The following is a 21,393-nucleotide window of genomic DNA, read 5'->3' on the forward strand; positions in this document are numbered from 1 at the left end:
GGGGTGAGCCGCAAAGCGGCGCTGCACGGCGCTTTCGCGCTGCGGGAAAAAGGCGTAACTGGGGCCGTTTTCCACGAGTACAAGATGCCGCCCGCCTCACCGTGCCGGCGGCCAAAGCTGTCCCCACGGGCTTGCCGCCCGGTTCATTCAAACAACGCTTCGATGTCCAATCCGTCCGCCATCTCCACACGCATGAGCGCGCCCGAACTGCGCGCGACCGTGTCGCTTGCCGCGATCTTCGCGCTGCGCATGCTGGGTCTCTTCATGATCATGCCGGTCTTCTCGATCTACGCGAAGACCATCCCCGGCGGCGAAAACGTGCTGCTCGTCGGTGTCGCGCTCGGCGCGTACGGCGTCACGCAGTCGATGCTGTACATCTTCTATGGCTGGATTTCCGACAAGGTCGGCCGCAAGCCGGTGATCGCAACGGGCCTGCTGATCTTCGCGATCGGCAGCTTCGTCGCGGCGGGCGCGCACGACATGACCTGGATCATCGTCGGCCGTGTGATTCAGGGGATGGGCGCGGTGTCGTCGGCGGTGATCGCGTTTATCGCCGATCTGACCTCGGAGGAACATCGCACCAAGGCGATGGCGATGGTTGGCGCCAGCATCGGCGTGTCGTTCGCGGTGGCGATCGTCGGCGCACCGATCGTGTTCCACTGGCTCGGCATGAGCGGGCTCTTCACGCTGGTCGGCGTGTTCGCGATTCTCGCGATCGGCGTCGTGCTATGGATCGTGCCCGATGCGCCGAAGCCGGTGCACGTGCGCGCGCCGTTCGCCGAAGTGCTGCACAACGTCGAGCTGCTGCGTTTGAATTTCGGCGTGCTCGTGCTGCACGCGACGCAAACCGCGCTGTTCCTCGTCGTGCCGCGCATTCTCGAAGCGGGCGGGCTGCCGGTCGCTTCGCACTGGAAGGTGTATCTGCCGGTCATGGGGCTGTCGTTCGTGATGATGGTGCCGGCGATCATCGCCGCCGAAAAGCGCGGCAAAATGAAGATCGTGCTGCTGTCGGCGATCGCCCTTATCCTGATCGGCCAGTTGTTATTGGGCGTGGCTCCGCATACGATTCTGAGTGTGGCGGCGATCCTGTTCGTGTACTTTCTCGGCTTCAATATTCTCGAGGCCTCGCAGCCTTCGCTGGTGTCGAAACTGGCGCCCGGCACCCGCAAGGGAGCGGCGGCCGGCGTGTACAACACCACGCAGTCGATCGGTCTGGCGCTGGGCGGGATGGTCGGCGGCTGGCTGCTGAAGGTGAACGGCCAGAGCGCGGTCTTCTTCGCCTGCTCTGGGCTGGTATTTTGCTGGCTTATAATCGCCGCGAAGATGAAACAGCCGCCGCGTAAGGCATGACGCAGCGTACTCGGGACCCCTCCCGAATCATCCAGAACTTACCCGGCGGCGCGCAGAGGCGCTCTTCTGGTCTCGGGCCTGCCGGCCATGAGACGCGAACCGCGTAGTGCCGCGCCGCCTGCAACAGGAATCAACAGGAGAAACACATGGCATCCGTGAACAAGGTCATTCTGGTCGGCAACCTCGGAGCCGATCCGGAGGTCCGCTATCTTCCTAGCGGCGACGCAGTGGCGAACATCCGCCTTGCGACGACGGACCGCTACAAGGACAAGGCGTCGGGCGAGATGAAGGAAGCCACCGAGTGGCACCGCGTCGCATTTTTCGGCCGCCTCGCGGAAATCGTGGCGGAATATCTGAAGAAGGGCTCGTCGGTGTACCTCGAAGGGCGCATCCGCACGCGCAAGTGGCAGGCGCAGGACGGCACGGAACGTTACTCGACGGAGATCGTCGCGGAACAGATGCAGATGCTCGGCGGCCGTGGTGGCGCGTCGATGGGCGGCGGCGATGAAGGCGGCTATAGCCGTGGCGAGCCGTCGGAGCGTAGCGGCGGCGGTGGTGGCGGTCGCGCGATGTCGTCGGGCGGCGGCGCCTCACGTGGCGGCAGCGGCGGCGGCGGTGGCGGCGCGAGCCGTCCGAGCGCGCCGGCGGGCGGTGGCTTCGATGAAATGGATGACGACATTCCGTTCTAATCCTTCCAGCTCGATGCAGACCCGACCAGCTTTCCGCTGATCGACACATCAAGAAAGGCCCGCTTTCCCTCAGGAACGCGGGCCTTTCTGTTTCCAGAGACTTTTCTCACGTCACGCGCGCGGAGCGTTCCTCCGAAAACTCACCGGCTCAAATGCTCCAAGGTATCGCGCAACGGCATACTCGAAATCACGATCGGCCCGGTAAACGGCGTATCCAGATCGACGATCACATAAATCGCCGAAGCAATCGACACGGCCCCCAGCGATATCGTCACCAGCGCCAACGCGTTGCGCGGCGCGATCAAGCCGAAGCTCAGAAAAATCACGCCTAGCCAGAACGTCAGCGTCTTGAAGAACGGCTGCGAAATCGAGCTGTGCGCTTCCTCGATGATTTTCCAGCGCGCATCGATGACGCGCCGGTACTGCGTCAACGCATCCTCCAGCGCGCGTTGCTGCAGCGAATCCTGGGTGCGCAGTTGCCGCAATTGCTGCCCGACCGTGGCCAGCATGTCGCCGAGCCGCACGCTTTCGAGTTGCTGCGAATTGTCCGGCGGGCCGAGGTCGCGCGGATACTCGCCGCTCGGCGCCGGCTCCTGCGGCCACGTCGACGCGATCGCCGCCGCCGTGTACTGGCGCAACAGATGCCGCGCGTCGTCCGCCGCGCTGCCAAGCTCGCGCAGCGTCGTGTCGAATTCGATCAACTCGGCCGCGTAGGTGCGCATATCGTTCGAGGCCGTATCGAAGCTCGCTTTCGCCGACGCCGTCATCAAACCGAGCACCAGCGCGGCGAACGTCACCAGCATGCCGATCACGAGTTGCACGAGCTGCACGGTCTCGTGCGCTTTGTGCTCCTCCGGCAACAGCGGCCGCACCCCGACGCCGAGGCCGGTAGCGATCAGCAGCAGCACGAACACGAGTACGGCCGAACCGATTTCCGACATAGACGCGCTCCGGGCGGCAAGAGGCTTCGACAGAAGGGCTTCAGCAAGCGGGCTTCGAAACTTTACTGATGTAACGCAAGCGGCCCGAGCGATCAACCATAAAGTTTTCGAACGATACGCCGTTGTACTCAATGTGCTGTTTGCTTAATTTTCAGTCGAGTTGCGGACCGGGCCGAACGGCGTGGGCGCAGCATGCGTGGCCGTGCAGATATCGTGAACGATACGCAAACATCGGCCGGGCAGCCCAAGGAGACCAGTCCGATGTTGAAAAATCTGTCGATTCGCACCAGCCTCACCCTGATGATCGCGTTCTTCGGCGTCGTGCTGCTGCTCGGCGCGGCCGCGGGATTGTTGTCGCTGCGCGCGTCGAACGCATCGCTGCAGCAGATGTACACGGTCGACACGCCCGCCGTCGCCGACCTCGAAGGCAGCTCCGGCCAGTTGCTGCGCCTGCGTCTGGCGCTCGCGACCTACGCGTCGCTCGTCGCGCTGAACGATCAGGACGGCGCGAACGCCGTGCTCCAGCGCTTCGATCAGTACCGCAAAGCGTCCGACGAACGACTCGCCCACTATGTGAGCAACGCGAGCACCGATGCCGATGAGCAGCGTCTGATCGCCGACATGCAGCACAAGCGCGACACCTTCCTGCACGACGGCGTCGACCCGGCGCTTGCCGCGCTGAAGTCGGGCGACACCAACGCATTCCAGCAATTGCAGGCGCACAGGCTGCCGTCGCTGTACAGCGCGTACGAGAAGGCCATGCTCGCACTCGAGCAGTTGCAGCTCGATCACGGCGCTCAGCGCTACAAGGATGCGCAAAACCTGTTCTACGCGATCAGCACGGCGGTGGCGATCGGCATCGCGCTGTCGCTGCTCGGCGGCTTGCTCGCCCGCCTGGTGCTCGTGCGCGCGATCGTCAGTCCCGTCGACGCGACGATCGCACAGTTCCAGCGCATTGCCAACGGCGACCTGAGCGGCCGCATCGAGGTGCGCAGCGGCAATGAAATGGGCCGTCTCGCGGCCGCGCTGCGCAAGATGCAGGAGTCGCTGATCGGGACCGTGACCGCGGTTCGTCAAGGCACCGAATCGATCGATACCGGCGTCAGCGAGATCGCGGCCGGCAACGCCGATCTGTCGCAGCGCACCGAGGAGCAGGCCGCGGCGCTCGAGGAAACGGCCGCCAGCATCGAAGAGCTGACCTCGACGGTCAAGCAGACGGCCGACAACGCGAAGCAGGCGAGCTCGCTCGCGCAGGGCGCGTCGACCTTGGCCGCGCAGGGCGGCGAGCTGACCGAGCAGGTGGTCGGCACGATGCACGGCATCGTCGATGACTCGCGGCGGATTGCCGATATCGTCGGCGTGATCGAGGGCATCGCGTTCCAGACCAACATCCTCGCGCTGAATGCCGCAGTCGAGGCGGCGCGCGCGGGCGAGCAGGGACGCGGCTTCGCGGTCGTCGCGAGCGAAGTGCGCTCGCTCGCGCAGCGCAGCGCGGCGGCGGCCAAGGAGATCAAGGGCTTGATCGACGCGTCGACCGCTCGTGTGGAGCAGGGCTCGCAGCTCGTCGAACGCTCGGGCACGACGATGAATGACATCGTCGGCGCGATCGCGCGCGTCAGTTCGATCATGGGCGAAATCGCGGCGGCGGCGCTCGAACAGAGCACCGGCATCGATCAGGTCAATCGCGCGGTCGGTCAGATGGACGAGGTCACGCAGCAGAATGCGGCGCTCGTCGAGCAGGCGGCCGCGGCGGCGGGTTCGCTGGAAGATCAGGCGCGGCGCCTGTCGGCGGCGGTGGCGGTGTTCCGGACCGGCAGCGAGTCGCGCAGCGGCGCTGCGGCGTCCGGCACGAAGCTGGCCGGTGTGGCCGGCGCAAGCCCGTTATTAGCGTGAGCAGGCCTTAGCCCCTCATCGCCCCACTACTGAATCGCCGCGTAATACTTCGCCACGGCGTCGATTTCTTCGGGCGTCATCTGTCGCGCGACATTGCGCATCTGTTCGTTGATGTCGTTGCGCCGCGCGCCCGAAGCGAACGCATGCAACTGCGCGGCCAGATAGGCGGCCGACTGTCCGCCGAGCCACGGCGCCGCACCCTTGCGATCGAGCTGGCCATGACACGCCGCGCACGGCGCGATATTGCGTTGCGGATCGCCCTGCATCACGAGCCTGACCGCAATCGGATCCGGGCCTTCGCCGGCCCGGGTTTTCTCGGCCGCCGGCGCGAGCGGGAGCGACGCATAGTAGGCCGCCAGATCGTGCAGATCCTGGTCGCTGCGTCCCGCGATGATCGGTTGCATCACCGCGCTGGGCCGCTGGCCGCTCTGGAAGTCGCGCAACTCCTTGTAGATCACGTCGGCGTACTGCCCGGCGAGGGCGGGCGCAGTGACCTGCACGGTGCCGACCACGCCGTGGCACATCGAGCAGTGTGCCGTCGCGAGCGACGCACCGCGGCCGATCGCATCCGCCAACGGGTGATTCGTGCCCGAAGGCGGCAACACCACGACGTCGCTCGGCACCTGGCTCTTCTCGTTGCCGCTGTACCAGCTCGCCGGCACGCCGGCGGCGCCGCAGATTCTGGCCCACAGGCTCAGGTTGCCGAACGCGCTGCTCGCGGCGGGTAGCCACACGAAGCCGATCAGGATCGCGACGACCGCGATCGCGAGCGTGCCGCCGACGCTCCACGCGAACCACGGATTGCGCAAGGTGAACAGGCGTTCTTCGTTCATCGCGGTGCTCCGATGACGACCGCCGGCACCGAAGTCTGCGGCAGTCTGAGCAACTGGACGATCGGCACGCTGTAGTTGACGACCGTGAGCCCGATCATCAGCGCGACCCACAAGCCGAAGCTGTTGAGCGCGACGGGCACGCGCTCGACCGGATGCGCCGCGCTCGCGAACAGGAACGTCTGCGGCTCTTCGAGCGGTCCGAATTGCGATTTCGCGAGGATATAGACGAACAGCAGACCGGACACCAGCAGCATCAATCCACCGATCGCCGACACACCGACCCAGAAGCCCTGGCCCTGCATGCCCGCCATCGCGTAGTCGTAATAGGCCATGCGGCGCGGCGCGCCGAGCAGGCCGACCCAATGCCACGGTATCGTGACCACCATCATGCCGATGAACCACAGCCACAATTGCGTGCGCACCAGTTTCGCCGACACGATCGCGCGGCCGGTCAGTTGCGGCCACAGTTCGTACGCGATCGCGAAGTACATGATGACGATCGCGCCACCGAAAATCAGGTGAAAGTGGCCGGTCACCCACTGCGTGTTGTGCACGGTCGAGTTCAGCTGATAGCTCATGTTGATGAGGCCGCCCGCGCCGCCGAAGCCGAGCATCACGAACGAGAACGCGAGCACCAGCATCATCGGATTGCTCCACGGCAGCGCGGTGAGCCAGCCGAGCGCGCCCTTGCCGCCGCGCAGCCGTCCGGCGATTTCCACCGACGCGCAGATCGTGAACACGGTCAGCAGCGTCGGCACCGACACCATGCCGGTGAACACCGCGTGCACGAACTTGAAGCCCGCGCCGACCTGCGGATCGACGAACAGGTGATGGATGCCGATCGGCATCGCGAACACGAGAAACAGGATGAACGACACGCGCGCCATCGAATCGCTGTAGAGCCGTCCGCCGATCGCGCGTGGCACCAGCGTGTAGTACGCGATGTACGCCGGAATCAGCCAGAAGTAGACGATCGCGTGCAGCGTCCACGAGAACAGCACGCGCGCGAGACCGGCGTCGATCGTGTGGGCGAGGCCGAGCGCGACGGGCAGAATCTGGAACAGGATCTCGAGCGCCGCGCCGATCGCGGTCCATGCCCACAGGTACGCGCCCGCGACGTTCGCGAACATCGCGAGCGGCACCGGCTTGCCCAGATTGGCGCGCTTCCAGATGCGCAGGTTCACGTGCATCAGCGCGACCCAGATCCACGAGCCGACCACCACGAGCACGACGCCGAGGTAGTAGAACGGACTGCCGATCATCGGCGGGTAAAACGTGAAGAGCACCGTGGCCCGGCCGAGCGCGACCGGCACCATCGCCATCACCGCGCCGACCACCAGCACGATGAGCGCGGCCCACGCCCATTTGAGGCCGACGAGGCGCTGCGCGAGCGCGAGCTCGACGATCGCGTAGCCGAAGCCCATCGCGACCAGCGTCGGCAACACATAGGCCATCACGGTGCCGTGCGCGGTCACCGATCGATAGTACAGCTCAGGATCGCCGATCCACGGCATCAGGGGACTGCGCACCAGCATCTGCCAGGCGCCGAGGCACAACGCAATCGCGAACGCGATGAAGGCGAGCCAGAAATGCGCGAGTACGAGTCGCTTAGCGTGGAACACAGCTCAGTCTCCGTGATTGTCGGGCCTGTTCGAAGAAGGTGGCTTTGTCGATCACCTTCACGTGCGCCCACATGGTCTGATGGCCGAAGCCGCAGAATTCGTGGCACGGCATCGTGTGGTCGGCGGGATGGTCGAACTCGGTGTTCAGCGTCGCGACGTAGCCGGGCACGACCATCGTGTTGATGTTGGTGTCGGTGACGAGCAGGCCGTGCACGACGTCGGCGCTGGTGGTGCGGATCGTGATCGGCGTATCGGCGGGCACCAGCAGACATTGCGGCGTGAACGAGTACTGCTGCGCGATGAAGCGCACGATCACCGAGCCGTCCGGCTGCACCGCGCTGCCGAGATTGTCCTCGGCGAATTCGCCGGAAAGCTGCAGGCGGGAGGGATCGATGGTCTCGACGCGCGACGGCGGCATCCAGGCCCAATGCACGCCCTGGTACACGATCGCGGCGAGCATTATCACGATCAGCGCGACGGCGAAGACAGCCCAGCGCCGCTCGGCGCGCAACGCGACCTCGTGGCCGCTACCGGGTTGATGAGAAGAGTCGGTCGACATGGTCAGTGGATGATGCCGCGCGGCAGAAACGCGAAAAAGTAGAAGGCGACCCAGATCGCCATCACGATCACGGTGGCGATGCCGGCCAGTGCGATCGCGCCGCTCGGACCGGCCGCGACGACGCGTTCGACTTCCTCGTCGCTCGGCGGGGCAACGCTGTGCGGGTCGTGCGCTTTCATCTGGATGGTTCTCCTATGCGGCGCTTCGGTGCGGCATCTCAATGCAGCGGCGCCTTGCGCAGCTCGTTGACCTGGTGGGGCGTCACCGGCAGGCCATGATTACCCCAGGCGGTGCGGATGAACGTGACGACCGCGGCCGCCTCGGTGTCGTTCAGCTCCTGGCCGAACGGCGGCATGCCGAACGGCTGCGGATTGCGGATCGTGCCTGGAGGAAAACCGCCGTTCAGCACGATGCGGATCGGATTGACGGCCGAGTCCATTTCGATCGACTGGTTGCCCGCGAGCGGCGGGTAGTGCGGCAGTTGCCCCTCGCCATTCGCGCCGTGGCAGATCGCGCATTTGTCCGCGTAGATCTGCTTGCCGAGCGCGAACACCTTCGGGTCCGGCGTCGCGCTCGGGCCGGTCTTGCGGCCTTGAACGTCGGGCAGCGACTTCAGATAGACGCCGATCGCGCGGATGTCCTCGTCGGTCATGTATTGAAGGCTGTGGTAAGTGACCTCGGCCATCGGACCGTAGACGGCGCCGCGTTTGGAGATGCCCGCCTGCAGCAGATCGACGATGTCCTCGATGCTCCAGTCGCCGAGGCCGCCGTCCTTGTCCGAGGTCAGCGAGGGCGCGTACCAGTTCTGCACCGGAATCAGGCCGCCCGCGAACTGCTCGCGCGGCGACGAGCCGCCCAGCATGTTGATGCGTGTGTGGCACATCGTGCAGTGCCCGAGCCCTTCGACCAGATAAGCGCCGCGATTCCATTCGACCGATTTGGTCGGATCGGGCTGGAACTCGCCCTCGCGGAAATACAGCGTGCGCCAGCCGTACAGCAGATCGCGCTGATTGAACGGGAAGCGCAGCGTGTGCGGGCGGTTCGGCTGCCGCACCGGCTCGACCGTCTTCAGGAACGCGAAGATCGCGTTCGAATCCTCGCGCGTGACCTTCGTGTACTGGGCGATCGGCATGGCGGGGTAGATCAGCGAGCCGTCCGGCTTTTTGCCGGTGCGCATCATGTTGAAGAACGCTTCCTCGCTCCAGGTACCGATGCCGTACTGCGGGTCCGGCGTGATGTTCGGCGAGTACAGCGTGCCGAACGGCGTTTCCATCGCGAGGCCGCCGGCGAACATCCTGCCGCGCGGCGCGGTGTGACATGCGATGCAGTCGCCCGCGCGCGCCAGGTATTCGCCGCGTTTGACGATGTCGGGGCGCGTGTCGGCGCTGGCAGCCGTCTGCGCGCCCTCGGTGGTGGCGGCACGCGCCGTCGTGGCGAGCGGGGTATGGACCAGCAACGCCAGCGCGAGGCTGCCGATCGCAAGGACGCTGGCCATGCTTGCCGGGCGCAGCCAACCGGGCGGGCGAAGTGTCGGCTTCATTGCGGTTGGCTCCCGCAAGCGAGGGGCAGCCGCTCGGCGGATGCCGGTGCGGGCGTGGGGTCGGCGGGGCGCGGCTGGCGCGCGAGCCAGTTCGATACCGCGGAGATGTCGCTGTCGTTCAGCTTGAGCGCGATCGTGCGCATGCAGTCCGGTGCCAACGCATGGCGGGTGCCCGAGCGCCAGGTGCCCATCTGTCCGGCGATATAGCTCGCGTGCAAGCCGAGCAGGCCCGGAATACCGGGCTGCGTGCCGGTCATGCGCGCGCCGTGACAGGCGATGCAAGCCGGTATGCCGCGCGCCGGGTCGCCATGTTTCACGAGCTTTTCGCCGGCGGCGAGCAGCTTCGGTGCCACGCTGGCGTGGTCGGATTCGGGATAGGGCGGCTGCAGGGCCGCGAAATACTCGCTGATCTGATGCAGATAGTCGTCGGGCAGGAACGCGAGCAGATAGCCCATCGGCGGATAGGTGCGGCCGCCGTCGCGAAACGCGATCAGCTGATTGAACAGGTACTCGGCCGGTTTGCCGGCGATGCGCGGAAAGTAGTCGTTGTTGCGCCCTTGGCCCTGCACGCCGTGACACGCCGTACACGCGCGCATGCGCTGGTCCATCGACGCAGGCATCGCGCCAGAGGCGTCGGTGGCCGCGAACGCCGCGCCGCTCCATAGCGCGTGAAGCGCATACAGCACGAACAGAACCGAAGTGCCGATAGTTTTGCGATACACACCGGGCCTCGTTTGGAAACGTTCTTATCGCTCGATTTATATATCCTGGGCGCGTGTGCGGATTGCCGTATGAATCCGGAAACGACGCATCTCGGGACTGCCTGTTTTTTATTTGACTTGCTATTGACCGCTAATCGGAACGGGCTTGATCGGGACCGCGAAGTACAGATGCGCAATGATGATGCAATTGTCTGGCCAAATCTTTGATCTGTGACAATGATCCGCGCTGGATGCGCCTGGGACGGCGACTTTCGGGCTGCAATGAGCGACGCGTGAGGCGTTTAAAAGTGCGCGGTAGCGTGTAGCAGCGTGCAGCAATTTATCGGACCCGTCAATAGAGAATAGAAAGGAAAACGGGCGTTCGGATAATTGCGGATCGGCATCGAGGGAGGCCTCGGTGCTTAGGGTTTTACCGCAGCGCGGGATATCGAGCGCAATGCTTCACGGCAATGTGATTTTCTGATGTCGATCGATAAATTTTTGCTTTGAATTTCATTTGCGTCTCATTCGCGCGGCTTCACGTTTTGTGCAAGCGCCGGCACGGGTCATGCGAAGAGCCGCACGAGCGCATTGCGCGCATTGCTGACCAGTTCGCTTTCGCCCGGACGTCGCGGCAGCAAATGAAACTCGAGGGCGGGCAACGACGGCAAGCCGATGTTCGCGGCACACGCCACCACGCCGCCGCCGAGCGACGACTCGTTCAGACAGGAAATGCCGAGCCCCGCCTTCAACGCAAGCTGCAGACCCGCGACACCCGACGCCGAATGCGACACCACGTAGGACACCTTGTGTTCGTCGAGCAGCTTGACGACGAAGCGCTGCAACTGACACGTCGTGGGCAGCAGCACCAGTTGAAATGGCGCGGCGGGGTGAGTTGCGGCATCGGCGCCGCTGACCCACAACAGTTTTTCGCGCCGCACGACTACGCTTGCGGCCCCCGCGCCCCCGCCCGCGCCGCGCGAGCGTGGCTGGCCGGTGACGAGCCGCGCCGACAAACCGATGTCGAACGACGCGTGATCGTCCGCGCCGCTATCGATCACCGTGCTCGGTAGCACCGTCACATGCAGCTTCAGCCGCGGATGCTGCTCCGAGAATGTCTTCAGGATGCGCGCGATGTCGTGCGGCCGGTAGTAGTCGGTGATCGCGATGCGTAGCTCGCCGTCGAGCGAGCGGCCTTGCAGGTCGTCGAACGCCGCTTCGCTCATCGCGAGGATGCGGCGCGCGTGCTCGAGCAGACGCTCGCCCGCGGGCGTCGCGCTCACTCCCTGCCGGCCGCGCACGAAGAGCGGCTGGCCGGCGCGCTCCTCGAGCTTCTTCAACTGCTCGCTGACCGACGACTGCGATAGGAACACACGTTCGGCACCCGCCGACACGCTGCCCGATTCGGCGACACAGACGAAGGTCCGCAACTGCGCCAGGTCGAAACCACGTTGGCTCATGATTCGGTTTTTCCGATAACTGCGATCTAAAATTCCGGCTTTTCCGATGGAATGCCCAGCCGTAGGATACCCCCGAATCAGTTGCGGAGGGTGTGATGGAAAACGGATCTTTAGCAGCGTCGCGCGGCACCGCCGAACGTGGCGCGAAGCATCGCTGGAAAGTGCTGGGCGTAGGTTTTGCCGCGAACGCGAGTTTTTCGGCGGCATTTTCGGGTATCCCGACGACCGCGGTGTTTCTGCGCTCGGACTACCACCTCGGCAATCACGGACTCGGCCTCGTGCTCGGCATGCTCGGGCTCGGCATCGCAGTCAGCGAGTTGCCGTGGGGGCTGTTGACCGACCGCTGGGGCGATCGGCGCGTGCTGTTGCTCGGGCTGCTATCGACCGCGGCCGCGCTCGCCGGCCTCTCGCTGTTCGTGTCGCCGGGCGGCGCGCAGGTGCCCGGCATCGTGCCGCTCGCGCTCGGGCTGTTGCTGGTCGGACTGTTGGGCGGCAGCGTCAACGGGTCGAGCGGCCGAGCGGTGATGGCCTGGTTTCGCGAAGGCGAGCGTGGCCTCGCGATGAGCATCCGCCAAACCGCGGTGCCCGCGGGCGGCGGCCTCGGCGCACTGGTGCTGCCGGTGCTCGCGTCACGGTTGGGCTTTGCGAGCGCCTATGCAGTGTTGGCGTTGGCGTGCGCGATCACCGCGTGGTTCGCGTGGCGCTGGTTGCACGAGCCTTCGCACGCTGACGATGCGGTGCCGGTCAACGGTGCGCGCTTGGCTGCGACGGCCCGTGCGGCGACGGGCGGCGTGCAAAGCGCAAATATCCCCACCGCGAGCGCGCCGCCGCCAGCGGTTTCGCCATTGCGCGACATCGCGATCTGGCGTGTCGCTCTCGGCGCGGGCGCGTTGTGCGTGCCGCAGATCGCCGTGATCACGTTCGGCACGGTGTTCCTGCACGACTTCGGCCGTGCCGGCGTGTTCGCGATCAGCGCGACGATGGCCGCGGTGCAGACCGGCGCCGCGATCGCGCGGGTCTGGAGCGGCGCGTGGACCGACCGGCGCGGCAATCGTCGCGCGTATATGCGGGCATGCAGTCTGTTGACCGCCGTGCTGTTCGTGCTGCTCGCGCTTGCGACCGGGCTCGTCGGCGTGCATCGCGCCGGAGCGGTCGCGCTGTTCGCACCGATGATCGTGCTCGGCGGCGTCAGCGCGTCGGCGTGGCACGGCGTCGCGTTCACCGAACTCGCGACGCTCGCCGGTACGCGCCGCGCGGGCACCGCGCTCGCGATGGGCAACACCTGCGTGTTCCTCACGCTATTCGTGACACCGCTCGCGATTCCGGCGCTGCTGTCGTTGGGGGCATGGCCGCTGGTGTGGGCCGTGGCGAGCGCCTGTGCGTTGCTCGCGTTGCCGGTGTTTCCTCGGGCGGCGCTCACACGCGCGATGCGCGCGGGCGGCGCGACCGTGTGATGCCGGCTGACACACGAAGGGCGCAGCGCGCCGATCCGCGCGTTGCGTTCTTGGCTCGATATTGATTCGATTCGAATTGCAGTCCGCATATCGTTTGGTAGAACTACGATTTGTCACGATTCTTAAGCCGGACTAGGAAGGCTCCGATTGCCGTGACCTGGTGAGGGTGATGAGATGGCCCTTCTGGCTGATGAAGAGCGAGACCCATCGTGGCGAATCTGCGGATCATTCTGGCGGACGATCATCCATTCGTTCTGCTTGGCCTGAAGTCGACACTCGAGAGATACGAGGGTCTGTCTGTCGTCGGTCAGGCGCTCACACCCACCGCCTTGATCGCGCTGCTGCAACGCACGCGGTGCGATGTCCTCGCTGTCGACCTATCCATGCCGGAACTAGCCGGCGACATCGGCGACGGACTCGGCCTGATCCGGCGCATTCGCGGCGAGTGGCCGTCATTGCGGGTCGTCGTCGTGACCGCGCAGACCAATGCCGCGATGTTGCGCGTGATTGCCGCCGACGGTTCCATCAGCCTGCTCGGCAAAGCCGATTCGCTCGAAGAACTGCCAAGTGCCATCTGCGACAGCGCGCGCGGCGCGCGCTACCTCGGCCGCTCAGTCTCTGAAACGCTTGCGCGGTCGCAACAGGACGATGGCCGGGTCGTGTCGGCTCCGCTGTTGTCGAAGCGGCAGACCGACATCCTGCGCAGGCTGGTAAGCGGGGAGTCGATCGCCCAGATCGCGGCAGCGCTCGGCTGCCATCGCCGCACGGTGAGCCGGCAAAAACGCGAAGCGATGGCACGGCTTGGGGTCACCGACGACCCCGCGCTCTTTTCCAGTGTGCGTGCCTGCGGCAAGGTCCTGCTCGAACCCGAAAACTAAGCAATGGACAAACGTCATTCGGTCCATTTCAGAGCGATCTTAAGTTTGTCAAAACAGAAATGCTCGACCATTGCGAGAGCGTCGGGAAATGACAGTATCTCGAGGAGCGCCGGACGATGAACCTCATGGCTGCATCAGGCACGCCTGTTCGAACAATCATCGCGGATGATCATCCGCTGGTTCTGCTAGCTATAGAAAATCTGATTGGCAACTATCCCAACCTGAAGGTGGTTGGCCGCGCGGCGGATGTCGGCGAACTGTTCATCGAAGTCGACCGCAGTCCCTGCGATCTCGTGCTGATGGACCTTTGTATGCCAGGAGGGCACAACAACAACGGGTGTGACGTCGTCAGGCAGTTCAAGGCGCGTTATCCGAACGTTGCGCTCGTCATTTTGACAATGGAAACGGAGGCCGCGACGCTGCGCAAGGTGATATCGCTCGGCGTGGATGGACTGCTGAGCAAGCGCGATCGCATCGACCTGATTCACGTTGCCGTGGTCATGGCGCTGGCGCGCGAGCGTTATGTCGGTCCGGCGGTGCGCGCCATGCTGACCGACGTCACGCTCACGCAACGTCTGGACTTCGTGCGCACCGCCCTGTCTCGCCGCGAGTTCGAGGTATTCACGCAGTACGCATCGGGTCTCGGCGTCACGGAAATCGCCACGCGGCTGGGGCGTAGTGTGAAGACGATCAGCGCGCAAAAGTGCATGGCCATGCGCAAGCTGTCATTGAACAGCGACGCCGAATTGTTTCGTTTCGCCGTCGAGTATGGAGTAGTTCCTGACAGGCTTGGTTAGCATCGCTAGACCGGCGGCATCATGCTGCGCATCCGCGCGGCGAATATATCGGCATAACCGGGGGAACACGTTTCGTGCGGGATGCCGATCGACCACATAAGAAAGCCACGGAAAAGAATGACAGACAAGATTCACGTCGTCGTGGCGGACGATCACGACTGCGTTCGTGCGGGCGTCCGATCCCTGCTGCGCGACAAGCCGAATATCGAAATCGTCGGGGAAGCGGCTGACACAGAGGGCCTCGCCAGGCTGCTCGATGCGTGCGCGTGCGACGTCGTCGTGGCGGATCTTGGTATGCCGGGACCCGACGGAGACAGTAGCGCGGTGCCGCTATTGCGTCGTTTATTACGGCGCACGCTGCATCCGCACGTGGTCGTGCTGACCCTGGTCGAGCGCGCGCACGTGTTGTCGGGCTTGCGCAATATCGGTGTGACGGGAATCGTCGACAAGCGTGACGCGATTGGTGCATTGCTTGACGCAATCGAAGCCGTAGCCGCCGGGCGCATTTATCTCTCGGAGCAGGTTCAGGCGGCGCTCGCGACTGTGGAAAATGCGTCGCCACGGCGCGGCGGAGCGATGAGCGCGCGCGAGTGGGAGGTGTTTCAGCTATATGTGCGAGGCCTCGCGGTGCACGAGATCGCGACTCGTCTGCAACGCAGCGACAAGACCATCAGCACACAGAAACGCAGTGCGATGCGCAAGCTCGGACTGGATACCGAGGCCGATCTGATCGACTACGCCACTCAGATTGGGCTGCTATGAGGCGCTGCGATGGTCAACGTTCTCGGTTTAGATCGTTTCGAAGTGGTCAGTATCAGAATTTTCCGATTGGCCTGACCTGGCGGGCACCCAACAATTCGGCCTCGCGATTTGTCGTTGCGTGCCTCGCGCCGCAACTTTCGCTGCATCCGGTGCAGACGTCTTCGAGCGATCGTTCGATGTCTATGCCTCGCACTTGACCGATGGGATGGAGATGGTGGCATTAGGTAAGCGATTGTGGAGTGAGGGCGTGGGTACGGCCTGGCTCGTATTTGCCGGCTGCGGCAGCAGGGTGCTCGATACCACGGGCGTGCTGCGGGCCAGCAGTGCGCTGGAGATGTCGTTGGCGTTCGGTCTCGCGCTCGCTATCGGCAGCTATGCCTTCGGCAAGATTTCCGGCGCGCATTTCAACCCAGCGGTCACCGTCGGCCTCACGGTCGCGCAGCGCTTTCCGGTGCGTGACCTGTTGCCCTATATCGCCGCGCAACTCGCAGGCGCAATCGTCGCCGCGGCGCTTCTCGCCTACCTTGCCAGTTGCCGTCCGGGTTTTGAACTCGCCGCGAGCGAGTTCGCAGCGAACGGCTTCGGCGCGCATTCGCCCGCCGACTACCCCATGCACGCGGCGCTCGCCGTGGAGTTCGTCCTGTCGTTCGTGTTCGTCGGGGTTTGCCTGCTGGTCGTCGTTCGGAAAGAGACGGCACCGGTTGCGCCGCTTATCACCGGCGCGTGTCTGACGCTCATCTATCTGGTGTCGATTCCGGTCACCAATGGATCGATCAATCCCGCTCGTTCGACCGCACAGGCGCTATTCGTCGGCAATTGGGCGCTGGACCAGTTGTGGCTGTTCTGGGCCGCGCCATTGGCCGGCGCGATCGCGGCTGGCATGCTGTTTTCGTTTCTGGACGTTCGAGCCGACGTGTCCAAGGTGTCGCTGGCGGACGGGCAGAATGCCGTTTTGTGACCTGGGGCCGCGACGCATCGCTCGTGGTCTATGCGGGTTCTCAGCGTGAGAGATCGATGACGTTCGGGCCGCAGCGTTTGTCGCGGTGTCGTTGGCCGCGCTCGCTTTGGCGCTTGCCTCGCTACTCGCTGCGCCAGTTAATAGTGGGCTGGCTTGCGCTAGGTCTGCTCGCCGTCACGCACGAGATATGCGTGGCCGCACCTGCCGGCGCCGCACCGGACGCGCCCACCATTTCCTCCGCCTCCGAAGTCTCCACAGTTCGAGCCGGCTCGTCCGCGCACTTACCTGCTGCATTTCCCGCTGCATTTCCCGCCAGATTGACCGTCGGCATACTCGAAGGCGGATGGCCACCGTTCGACATCCCGCAGGACGGCCGGCTCGCCGGCGTGAGTGGCGACTTGTTGCGCGCTCTCGTGGGACAGAATGTCGTCATCGAGACGAAGACCTATCCGGACATGGCCCAACTGCTCGAAGCGGCTTGCGCCGGCCAGGTCGACCTGCTGACCAGTTTGGCGCGCACGCCGAAGCGCGAACGTTGCCTCAGCTTCACGGTTCCCTACTTCCACTCCTTCGCTTCGGCCGTCGTGCGTCGCGACGACACCCGGTATGTGAACGCCGCCCGGCTTGCCGGCGCGCGTATCGCGATCGAGCGTGGTTTTGCGCGTGAACGTCTGTTGCGCGATGGTCTTCCGCGCGCGCGCATCGTCTCGTTCGCGAGCACGCACGAAGCGTTGAATGCGGTGCTACATGGCGATGCCGACCTCTACTTCGGCTTCACGCCGGTCGTGCAATACGAACTGGCCACCGAGGCATATCGCGGCTTGCGCGTCGCGTTCGAGCAAGGCGGCAAGGCGCTCGACCTGCGCTTTGCCGTCTCGCCTCGCCAGACTGCGTTGCGCGATCAACTGAACCGCGCGCTCGCGTCGCTGAACCCCGGCGAGACCGCGGCGATACGCGCGCGCTGGCTATCCGGCAACTTCCATGCGGCGCCCGCGCCGGATACGCGAGGCTTCACGCTGACACAAGAAGAAAAGAACTGGCTGCGGTCATTGCCGCCGTTGCAGATCGGCTTCGACGACGACTGGGCGCCGTTCAGCTACGTCGACGCCGCCGGTCGTCCCGTCGGTCTCACCACCGATTACCTCGCGTACCTGAGCAGCACGCTCGGCGTCGTGTTCAAGCGCGCGCGCATGGCAGACTGGGCCGCCACTGTCGAAGCGTTCCAGCGCGGCGACCTCGCGATGTTGTCCACGGCGTCGAGTCGTGGTCCGCTTCTCGAAGGCGCCGAGCATAGCAGCGAGTACGAGAGCCATCCGCTGGTGATCGTCGGACGCAACGGCGAGCCACCCCCATGCGCGTTCGACGATTTCACGTCGTGCCGCGTCGTGATGACGCCGCATGTCGCGGGTTCGCTGCCACCGGAGTTCGAAGCGGTGCCGCTCGATCAGATCGTCGTTGCGGCGAGTCTCGGCGATGCGCTGCTCAAGGTCGCGAGCGGCGAGGCCGACGTGCTGCTCGGCAACGCGGCTGCGATCAACGCGCAACTGCGGCAGCGGTACGCCGGCATGCTCAGGGTGCTCGGAACGCTCGGCGAACCCGACGCGTTGCGTTTTGCCGTGCGCGAGGATCTCAGTCCGCTCGTCGAGCTGATCGATCGTGCGTTGCAGGCCATGCCGGCAGCCGAAAAGCAGCGTATCCGCCGCAAGTGGGCGAGCCTGGCCGCGCCGAACGAGGCGATGTGGAGCGTGAGCGCGGTGCGGCTGCTGCCGGTGCTGATCGGCATCGGCGTCGTGCTGCTGGTCACGCTGCGCGCGTACGTGCTGCTGCAGCGCGAAGTCCGGCTGCGCAAGCAGACCGAGCGCGAGCTTGCGCTGCAACTGAACTTCCAGCAAACGATGATGAAAACGGTGCCGTATCCGCTCGTCGCGAAAGGCCTGGACGGACGGTACATCGCGATCAACGAAGCCTATGAGAAAGCGTGCGGGCTCGACCGGGAGGCGATCCTCGGGCGCACGACGGCCGAAGTCGGCACATGGGGCGACGTGAACAGCCGCAAGCTCGACGACATGACGCGCGAGATTTTGCAGGGTGGCAACATCGCGAAAGTCGAACTGCAGTTCGAGGACGACGCGGACGAGTTGCGACACGGGCTTTTCTGGACCAGCGTTTGCAAGGACAGCGACGGGCAGCCGGCATACGTGCTGGGTACGATGGTCGACATCACCGATATCCGGCGCGCCGAAATGCGCGCTCGCGAAACCGAGCGGCGTCTGTTCGACGTCACGCGTTCGTTGCCGGCCGTTGTTTTCCAGATGCGGCGCTCGCCGGGCGGCGCGTATTCGTTCCCGTACATCGGCGGCGACACGCGGCATCTGCTCGGCGACGGCAACGCGTCGGCTCGGCGCGAGCGGGTCGATTTCCAGCGCGTGTCGGAGCTGGATCGACCGCTCGTGCTCGCCGAACTCGAGCGGTCCGCGAACTGTGGCACGCCGGCGCATATGGAATTCCGCGTCGAAAGCGCGGGACAGCTGAAGTGGGTGCGGGCCGAGTTGGTGCCGCGCAATGAAGCCGATGGCAGCGTCGTGTGGAGCGGCTATTGGGTCGATGCGAGCGTCGAGCGCGCGCGTTCGGAGGAACTCGCGCGGGCCCGCGATGTGGCCGAGGCGGCCTCGCGCGCGAAGGACAGCTTCTTCGCGATGATGAGCCACGAAATCCGCACGCCGATGAACGGCGTGCTGGGTCTCGTCGAAGTACTCGAGCGCACGCCGCTCAGCACTGACCAAAGCGAAATGCTCGGCATGATCAACGAATCGGCGGGCGCGCTGCTGCAGATTCTCGATGACCTGCTCGACTATTCGAAGATCGAGGCGGGAGGGCTCACGCTCGAAGCCGAGCCGGTCGATCTGCGTGAGCTCGTCGACAACGCGGTCGGTCTGCTCGCGGGGCGCGCCCACGAAAAAGGGCTGAGAGTGCGCGTCGACATCGCGGCCGGCGTCGCCGCGACGCTGCGCGGCGACAGCGTGCGTCTGCGGCAAATCCTGTTCAACCTGCTCGGCAATGCGATCAAGTTCACGCCGAAAGGTGAGGTGGGCGTGAGCGTAGCAGTCGTCGAAGATCGCGCGGATGGGCAGACCTTGGACCTGACCGTGCGGGACACCGGTATCGGCATCGCACCGGACGTGCAGTCCGGCCTGTTCGAGCCGTTTGTGCAGGCGGAATCGTCCACCTCGCGGCGCTTTGGCGGCACGGGCCTTGGGCTCACGATCTGTCGCAAGCTGATCGACCTGATGCACGGCACGCTCACGCTGCGCAGCGAACCCGGCCGCGGCACGAACATAGTCGTACGGCTGACGATGCCGGTTGTCGGGCGGCGCTATTCGGTCAATGGTCTGCGCGGCAAATCCGCCGTGGTGATCACACGTGATCCGCGCATCGGCCGGGCCCTCGCGCACTTCGGCGAGGCGCTCGGGCTCGAACTGTGCTGTCTCGCGCCTGACGCGGCGACGCAGGGCAAAAGTGCCGCGCTGAGCCGCGCCGACCTGCTGTTCGTCGGCGAGGACGTCACGTTGCCCGAGCAGATCGGCGCCCATACGCGCCTCGTCACGCTGACCGAAAAATCGAAGCCGACCGGGTACCGCATCCTCGACGACAAGGTGCGCGTGAGCATCAATCCGATTTCGTGGCGGGGCCTCGGTGCCGCATGCGCGGCCGCGATGACGGGACTGCCGTCGATGGCTCAGATAGCACCGCGCGCCGCAGGCGTGCCGTTCACGACCGAAAGCGTCGCGGCGCCCCCGGATCGTGAACGCGCGATCGCGAACGGGCGGCTGATTCTGGTGGCCGAGGACCATCCGGTCAATCAGGAGCTGATCCGCCATCAACTCGCGCTGCTGGGTTTCGCGTGCGACGTCGCGAATGACGGCGCCGAGGCGCTCGCCGCGCTGGAACGCACGAACTACGGTTGCCTGATCACGGACTGTTACATGCCGAACCTGTCCGGCTACGAACTGACCCGCCGTATTCGCGAGGCGGAGGCGCGGCGCGGCGACGCGCTGCGTCTGCCGATACTTGGTATCACGGCCAATACCGCGCCCGACGATCTGAGCCGGTGCCGCGAGGCCGGCATGGACGACAGTCTGATCAAGCCGACCCGTCTCGCCACGTTGCGCGACCGTCTGAGCCGTTGGTTCGACCCCGACAGCGTGCAGCACGCCGCGCCGGCGGAAACGTCCGGCCGCTCGCCAGCGGCGCCGCCCGGTGAGCCGGTGGCCACGCGGCGCGTCGGTACTGAATCGTTCGTGCCCATCGAACTCGCGCACATGACGCAGCTATGGGGGAGCGAGTCGACGGTCAAGGCGCTACTCGACGCGTTCGTCTCGTCGGTCCGCGACGACATCCAAGCGCTTGCGCCGTTGCTCGAACGCGCGGATGCCGGGCGGGTAGGCGAGTGGCTGCATCGGGTGATCGGGGCAGCGAACGTGCTGAAGTATCCCCCGCTCATGCAGACGCTCGAAGCCTATCGCCGCGATATTGCCGGGAAGTCGCCCGAGCACTTGCGCGTAGAAGGGCATGCGCTGATCCGTCAGTGCGAGGCGATCCTCGACGGCATCGAACAGCAGGCCGCGCTGCTCACCTAGCGGTGCGGCCTGCCGTGGCCCTGCGCAAAAACCAGGCGATTCAAACGGTCTGGGAACAATCGGGACGAAAAAAAACGCGGCCGAAGCCGCGTTAAAGATTTGGAGACGTCCTTCGATGAAGGAGTCACTTCTCGCAAAAAGAAGCATACCAGGAACGGCATCATTTATTCATTACAAATCGCGCAATTAACTTTTTGATGAAATCGATTAAAGCTTTCCGCAGAATGGTTTTGCGCTTCTATTTAAGGCATATCTGACGAACACCTGTGCGCATTGCGCACTCGCCATTTGTGCTTTGTCTTTGGATCACGGTTCGATC

The 21,393-nt window shown here is 64.9% G+C and carries 17 protein-coding genes; 9 read left to right on the forward strand and 8 right to left on the reverse strand.

Features of this window, described 5'->3' with window-relative positions:
• Nucleotides 1-162 precede the first annotated feature (162 nt).
• A complete protein-coding gene (locus CI15_RS08145; RefSeq protein WP_075643674.1) occupies nt 163-1,350 on the forward strand; it encodes an MFS transporter in 1,188 nt (395 codons plus the stop codon).
• Nucleotides 1,351-1,496: 146 nt separating this feature from the next.
• The gene (locus tag CI15_RS08150; protein WP_062126017.1) at nt 1,497-2,039 is read left to right on the forward strand and encodes a single-stranded DNA-binding protein; all 543 of its coding nucleotides are present in this window, start codon (nt 1,497-1,499) and stop codon (nt 2,037-2,039) included.
• 140 nt (nt 2,040-2,179) lie between these two features.
• Here CI15_RS08150 and CI15_RS08155 read toward each other — a convergent pair whose 3' ends face one another.
• Nucleotides 2,180-2,980 carry a bestrophin-like domain gene (locus CI15_RS08155; RefSeq protein ID WP_062126021.1) on the reverse strand — a complete coding sequence of 267 codons (801 nt, stop codon included), beginning with the start codon at nt 2,978-2,980 and terminating at the stop codon, nt 2,180-2,182.
• A gap of 261 nt (nt 2,981-3,241) precedes the next feature.
• Here CI15_RS08155 and CI15_RS08160 point away from each other — a divergent pair, with 261 nt between their 5' ends.
• Nucleotides 3,242-4,873: a methyl-accepting chemotaxis protein gene (locus CI15_RS08160; protein WP_062126024.1), complete on the forward strand. Its 1,632-nt coding sequence runs from the start codon at nt 3,242-3,244 to the stop codon at nt 4,871-4,873.
• 26 nt (nt 4,874-4,899) lie between these two features.
• Here CI15_RS08160 and CI15_RS08165 read toward each other — a convergent pair whose 3' ends face one another.
• The 7 genes from CI15_RS08165 to CI15_RS08190 form a co-directional block, all read right to left on the reverse strand.
• On the reverse strand, nt 4,900-5,706 hold the full coding sequence (locus CI15_RS08165) for a c-type cytochrome (protein ID WP_062126026.1): 807 nt from the start codon (nt 5,704-5,706) through the stop codon (nt 4,900-4,902).
• Complete coding sequence (locus tag CI15_RS08170; RefSeq protein ID WP_062126029.1) at nt 5,703-7,328, reverse strand: b(o/a)3-type cytochrome-c oxidase subunit 1; 1,626 nt, start codon at nt 7,326-7,328, stop codon at nt 5,703-5,705. Before CI15_RS08170 ends, CI15_RS08165 begins: the two co-directional genes overlap by 4 nt.
• The gene (locus tag CI15_RS08175) at nt 7,315-7,887 is read right to left on the reverse strand and encodes a cupredoxin domain-containing protein (protein WP_062126032.1); all 573 of its coding nucleotides are present in this window, start codon (nt 7,885-7,887) and stop codon (nt 7,315-7,317) included. Before CI15_RS08175 ends, CI15_RS08170 begins: the two co-directional genes overlap by 14 nt.
• Before the next feature lie 2 nt (nt 7,888-7,889).
• On the reverse strand, nt 7,890-8,066 hold the full coding sequence (locus CI15_RS37245; protein WP_162842042.1) for a hypothetical protein: 177 nt from the start codon (nt 8,064-8,066) through the stop codon (nt 7,890-7,892).
• A 38-nt stretch (nt 8,067-8,104) separates the two neighbouring features.
• Nucleotides 8,105-9,427, reverse strand: a complete 1,323-nt coding sequence (locus CI15_RS08180; protein WP_062126035.1) for a c-type cytochrome — start codon at nt 9,425-9,427, stop codon at nt 8,105-8,107.
• Nucleotides 9,424-10,149 carry a c-type cytochrome gene (locus CI15_RS08185; RefSeq protein ID WP_062126038.1) on the reverse strand — a complete coding sequence of 242 codons (726 nt, stop codon included), beginning with the start codon at nt 10,147-10,149 and terminating at the stop codon, nt 9,424-9,426. Before CI15_RS08185 ends, CI15_RS08180 begins: the two co-directional genes overlap by 4 nt.
• Nucleotides 10,150-10,694: 545 nt before the next feature.
• Nucleotides 10,695-11,588, reverse strand: a complete 894-nt coding sequence (locus tag CI15_RS08190) for a LysR family transcriptional regulator (protein ID WP_062126041.1) — start codon at nt 11,586-11,588, stop codon at nt 10,695-10,697.
• A 95-nt stretch (nt 11,589-11,683) separates the two neighbouring features.
• On the opposite strand from CI15_RS08190, the gene CI15_RS08195 reads away from it, so the two are divergent.
• The 6 genes from CI15_RS08195 (at nt 11,684) to CI15_RS08220 (ending at nt 21,074) form a co-directional block, all read left to right on the forward strand.
• Nucleotides 11,684-13,042 (forward strand): MFS transporter, encoded by a 1,359-nt coding sequence (locus CI15_RS08195; protein WP_062126044.1) that lies wholly within the window; start codon nt 11,684-11,686, stop codon nt 13,040-13,042.
• Nucleotides 13,043-13,251: 209 nt separating this feature from the next.
• Nucleotides 13,252-13,920, forward strand: a complete 669-nt coding sequence (locus CI15_RS08200) for a response regulator (protein ID WP_062126046.1) — start codon at nt 13,252-13,254, stop codon at nt 13,918-13,920.
• 116 nt (nt 13,921-14,036) lie between these two features.
• Nucleotides 14,037-14,717 (forward strand): response regulator, encoded by a 681-nt coding sequence (locus CI15_RS08205; protein ID WP_062126049.1) that lies wholly within the window; start codon nt 14,037-14,039, stop codon nt 14,715-14,717.
• A gap of 117 nt (nt 14,718-14,834) precedes the next feature.
• Nucleotides 14,835-15,479: a response regulator gene (locus tag CI15_RS08210; protein ID WP_062126051.1), complete on the forward strand. Its 645-nt coding sequence runs from the start codon at nt 14,835-14,837 to the stop codon at nt 15,477-15,479.
• A 211-nt stretch (nt 15,480-15,690) separates the two neighbouring features.
• Entirely contained in the window at nt 15,691-16,437 is a 747-nt protein-coding gene (gene aqpZ, locus CI15_RS08215) for an aquaporin Z (protein ID WP_062126054.1), read from the forward strand.
• Between the two features lie 56 nt (nt 16,438-16,493).
• On the forward strand, nt 16,494-21,074 hold the full coding sequence (locus CI15_RS08220; RefSeq protein ID WP_241495812.1) for an ATP-binding protein: 4,581 nt from the start codon (nt 16,494-16,496) through the stop codon (nt 21,072-21,074).
• The last annotated feature ends 319 nt before the right edge of the window (nt 21,075-21,393 follow it).

Source organism: Paraburkholderia monticola (assembly GCF_001580545.1).
GTDB lineage: Bacteria > Pseudomonadota > Gammaproteobacteria > Burkholderiales > Burkholderiaceae > Paraburkholderia > Paraburkholderia monticola.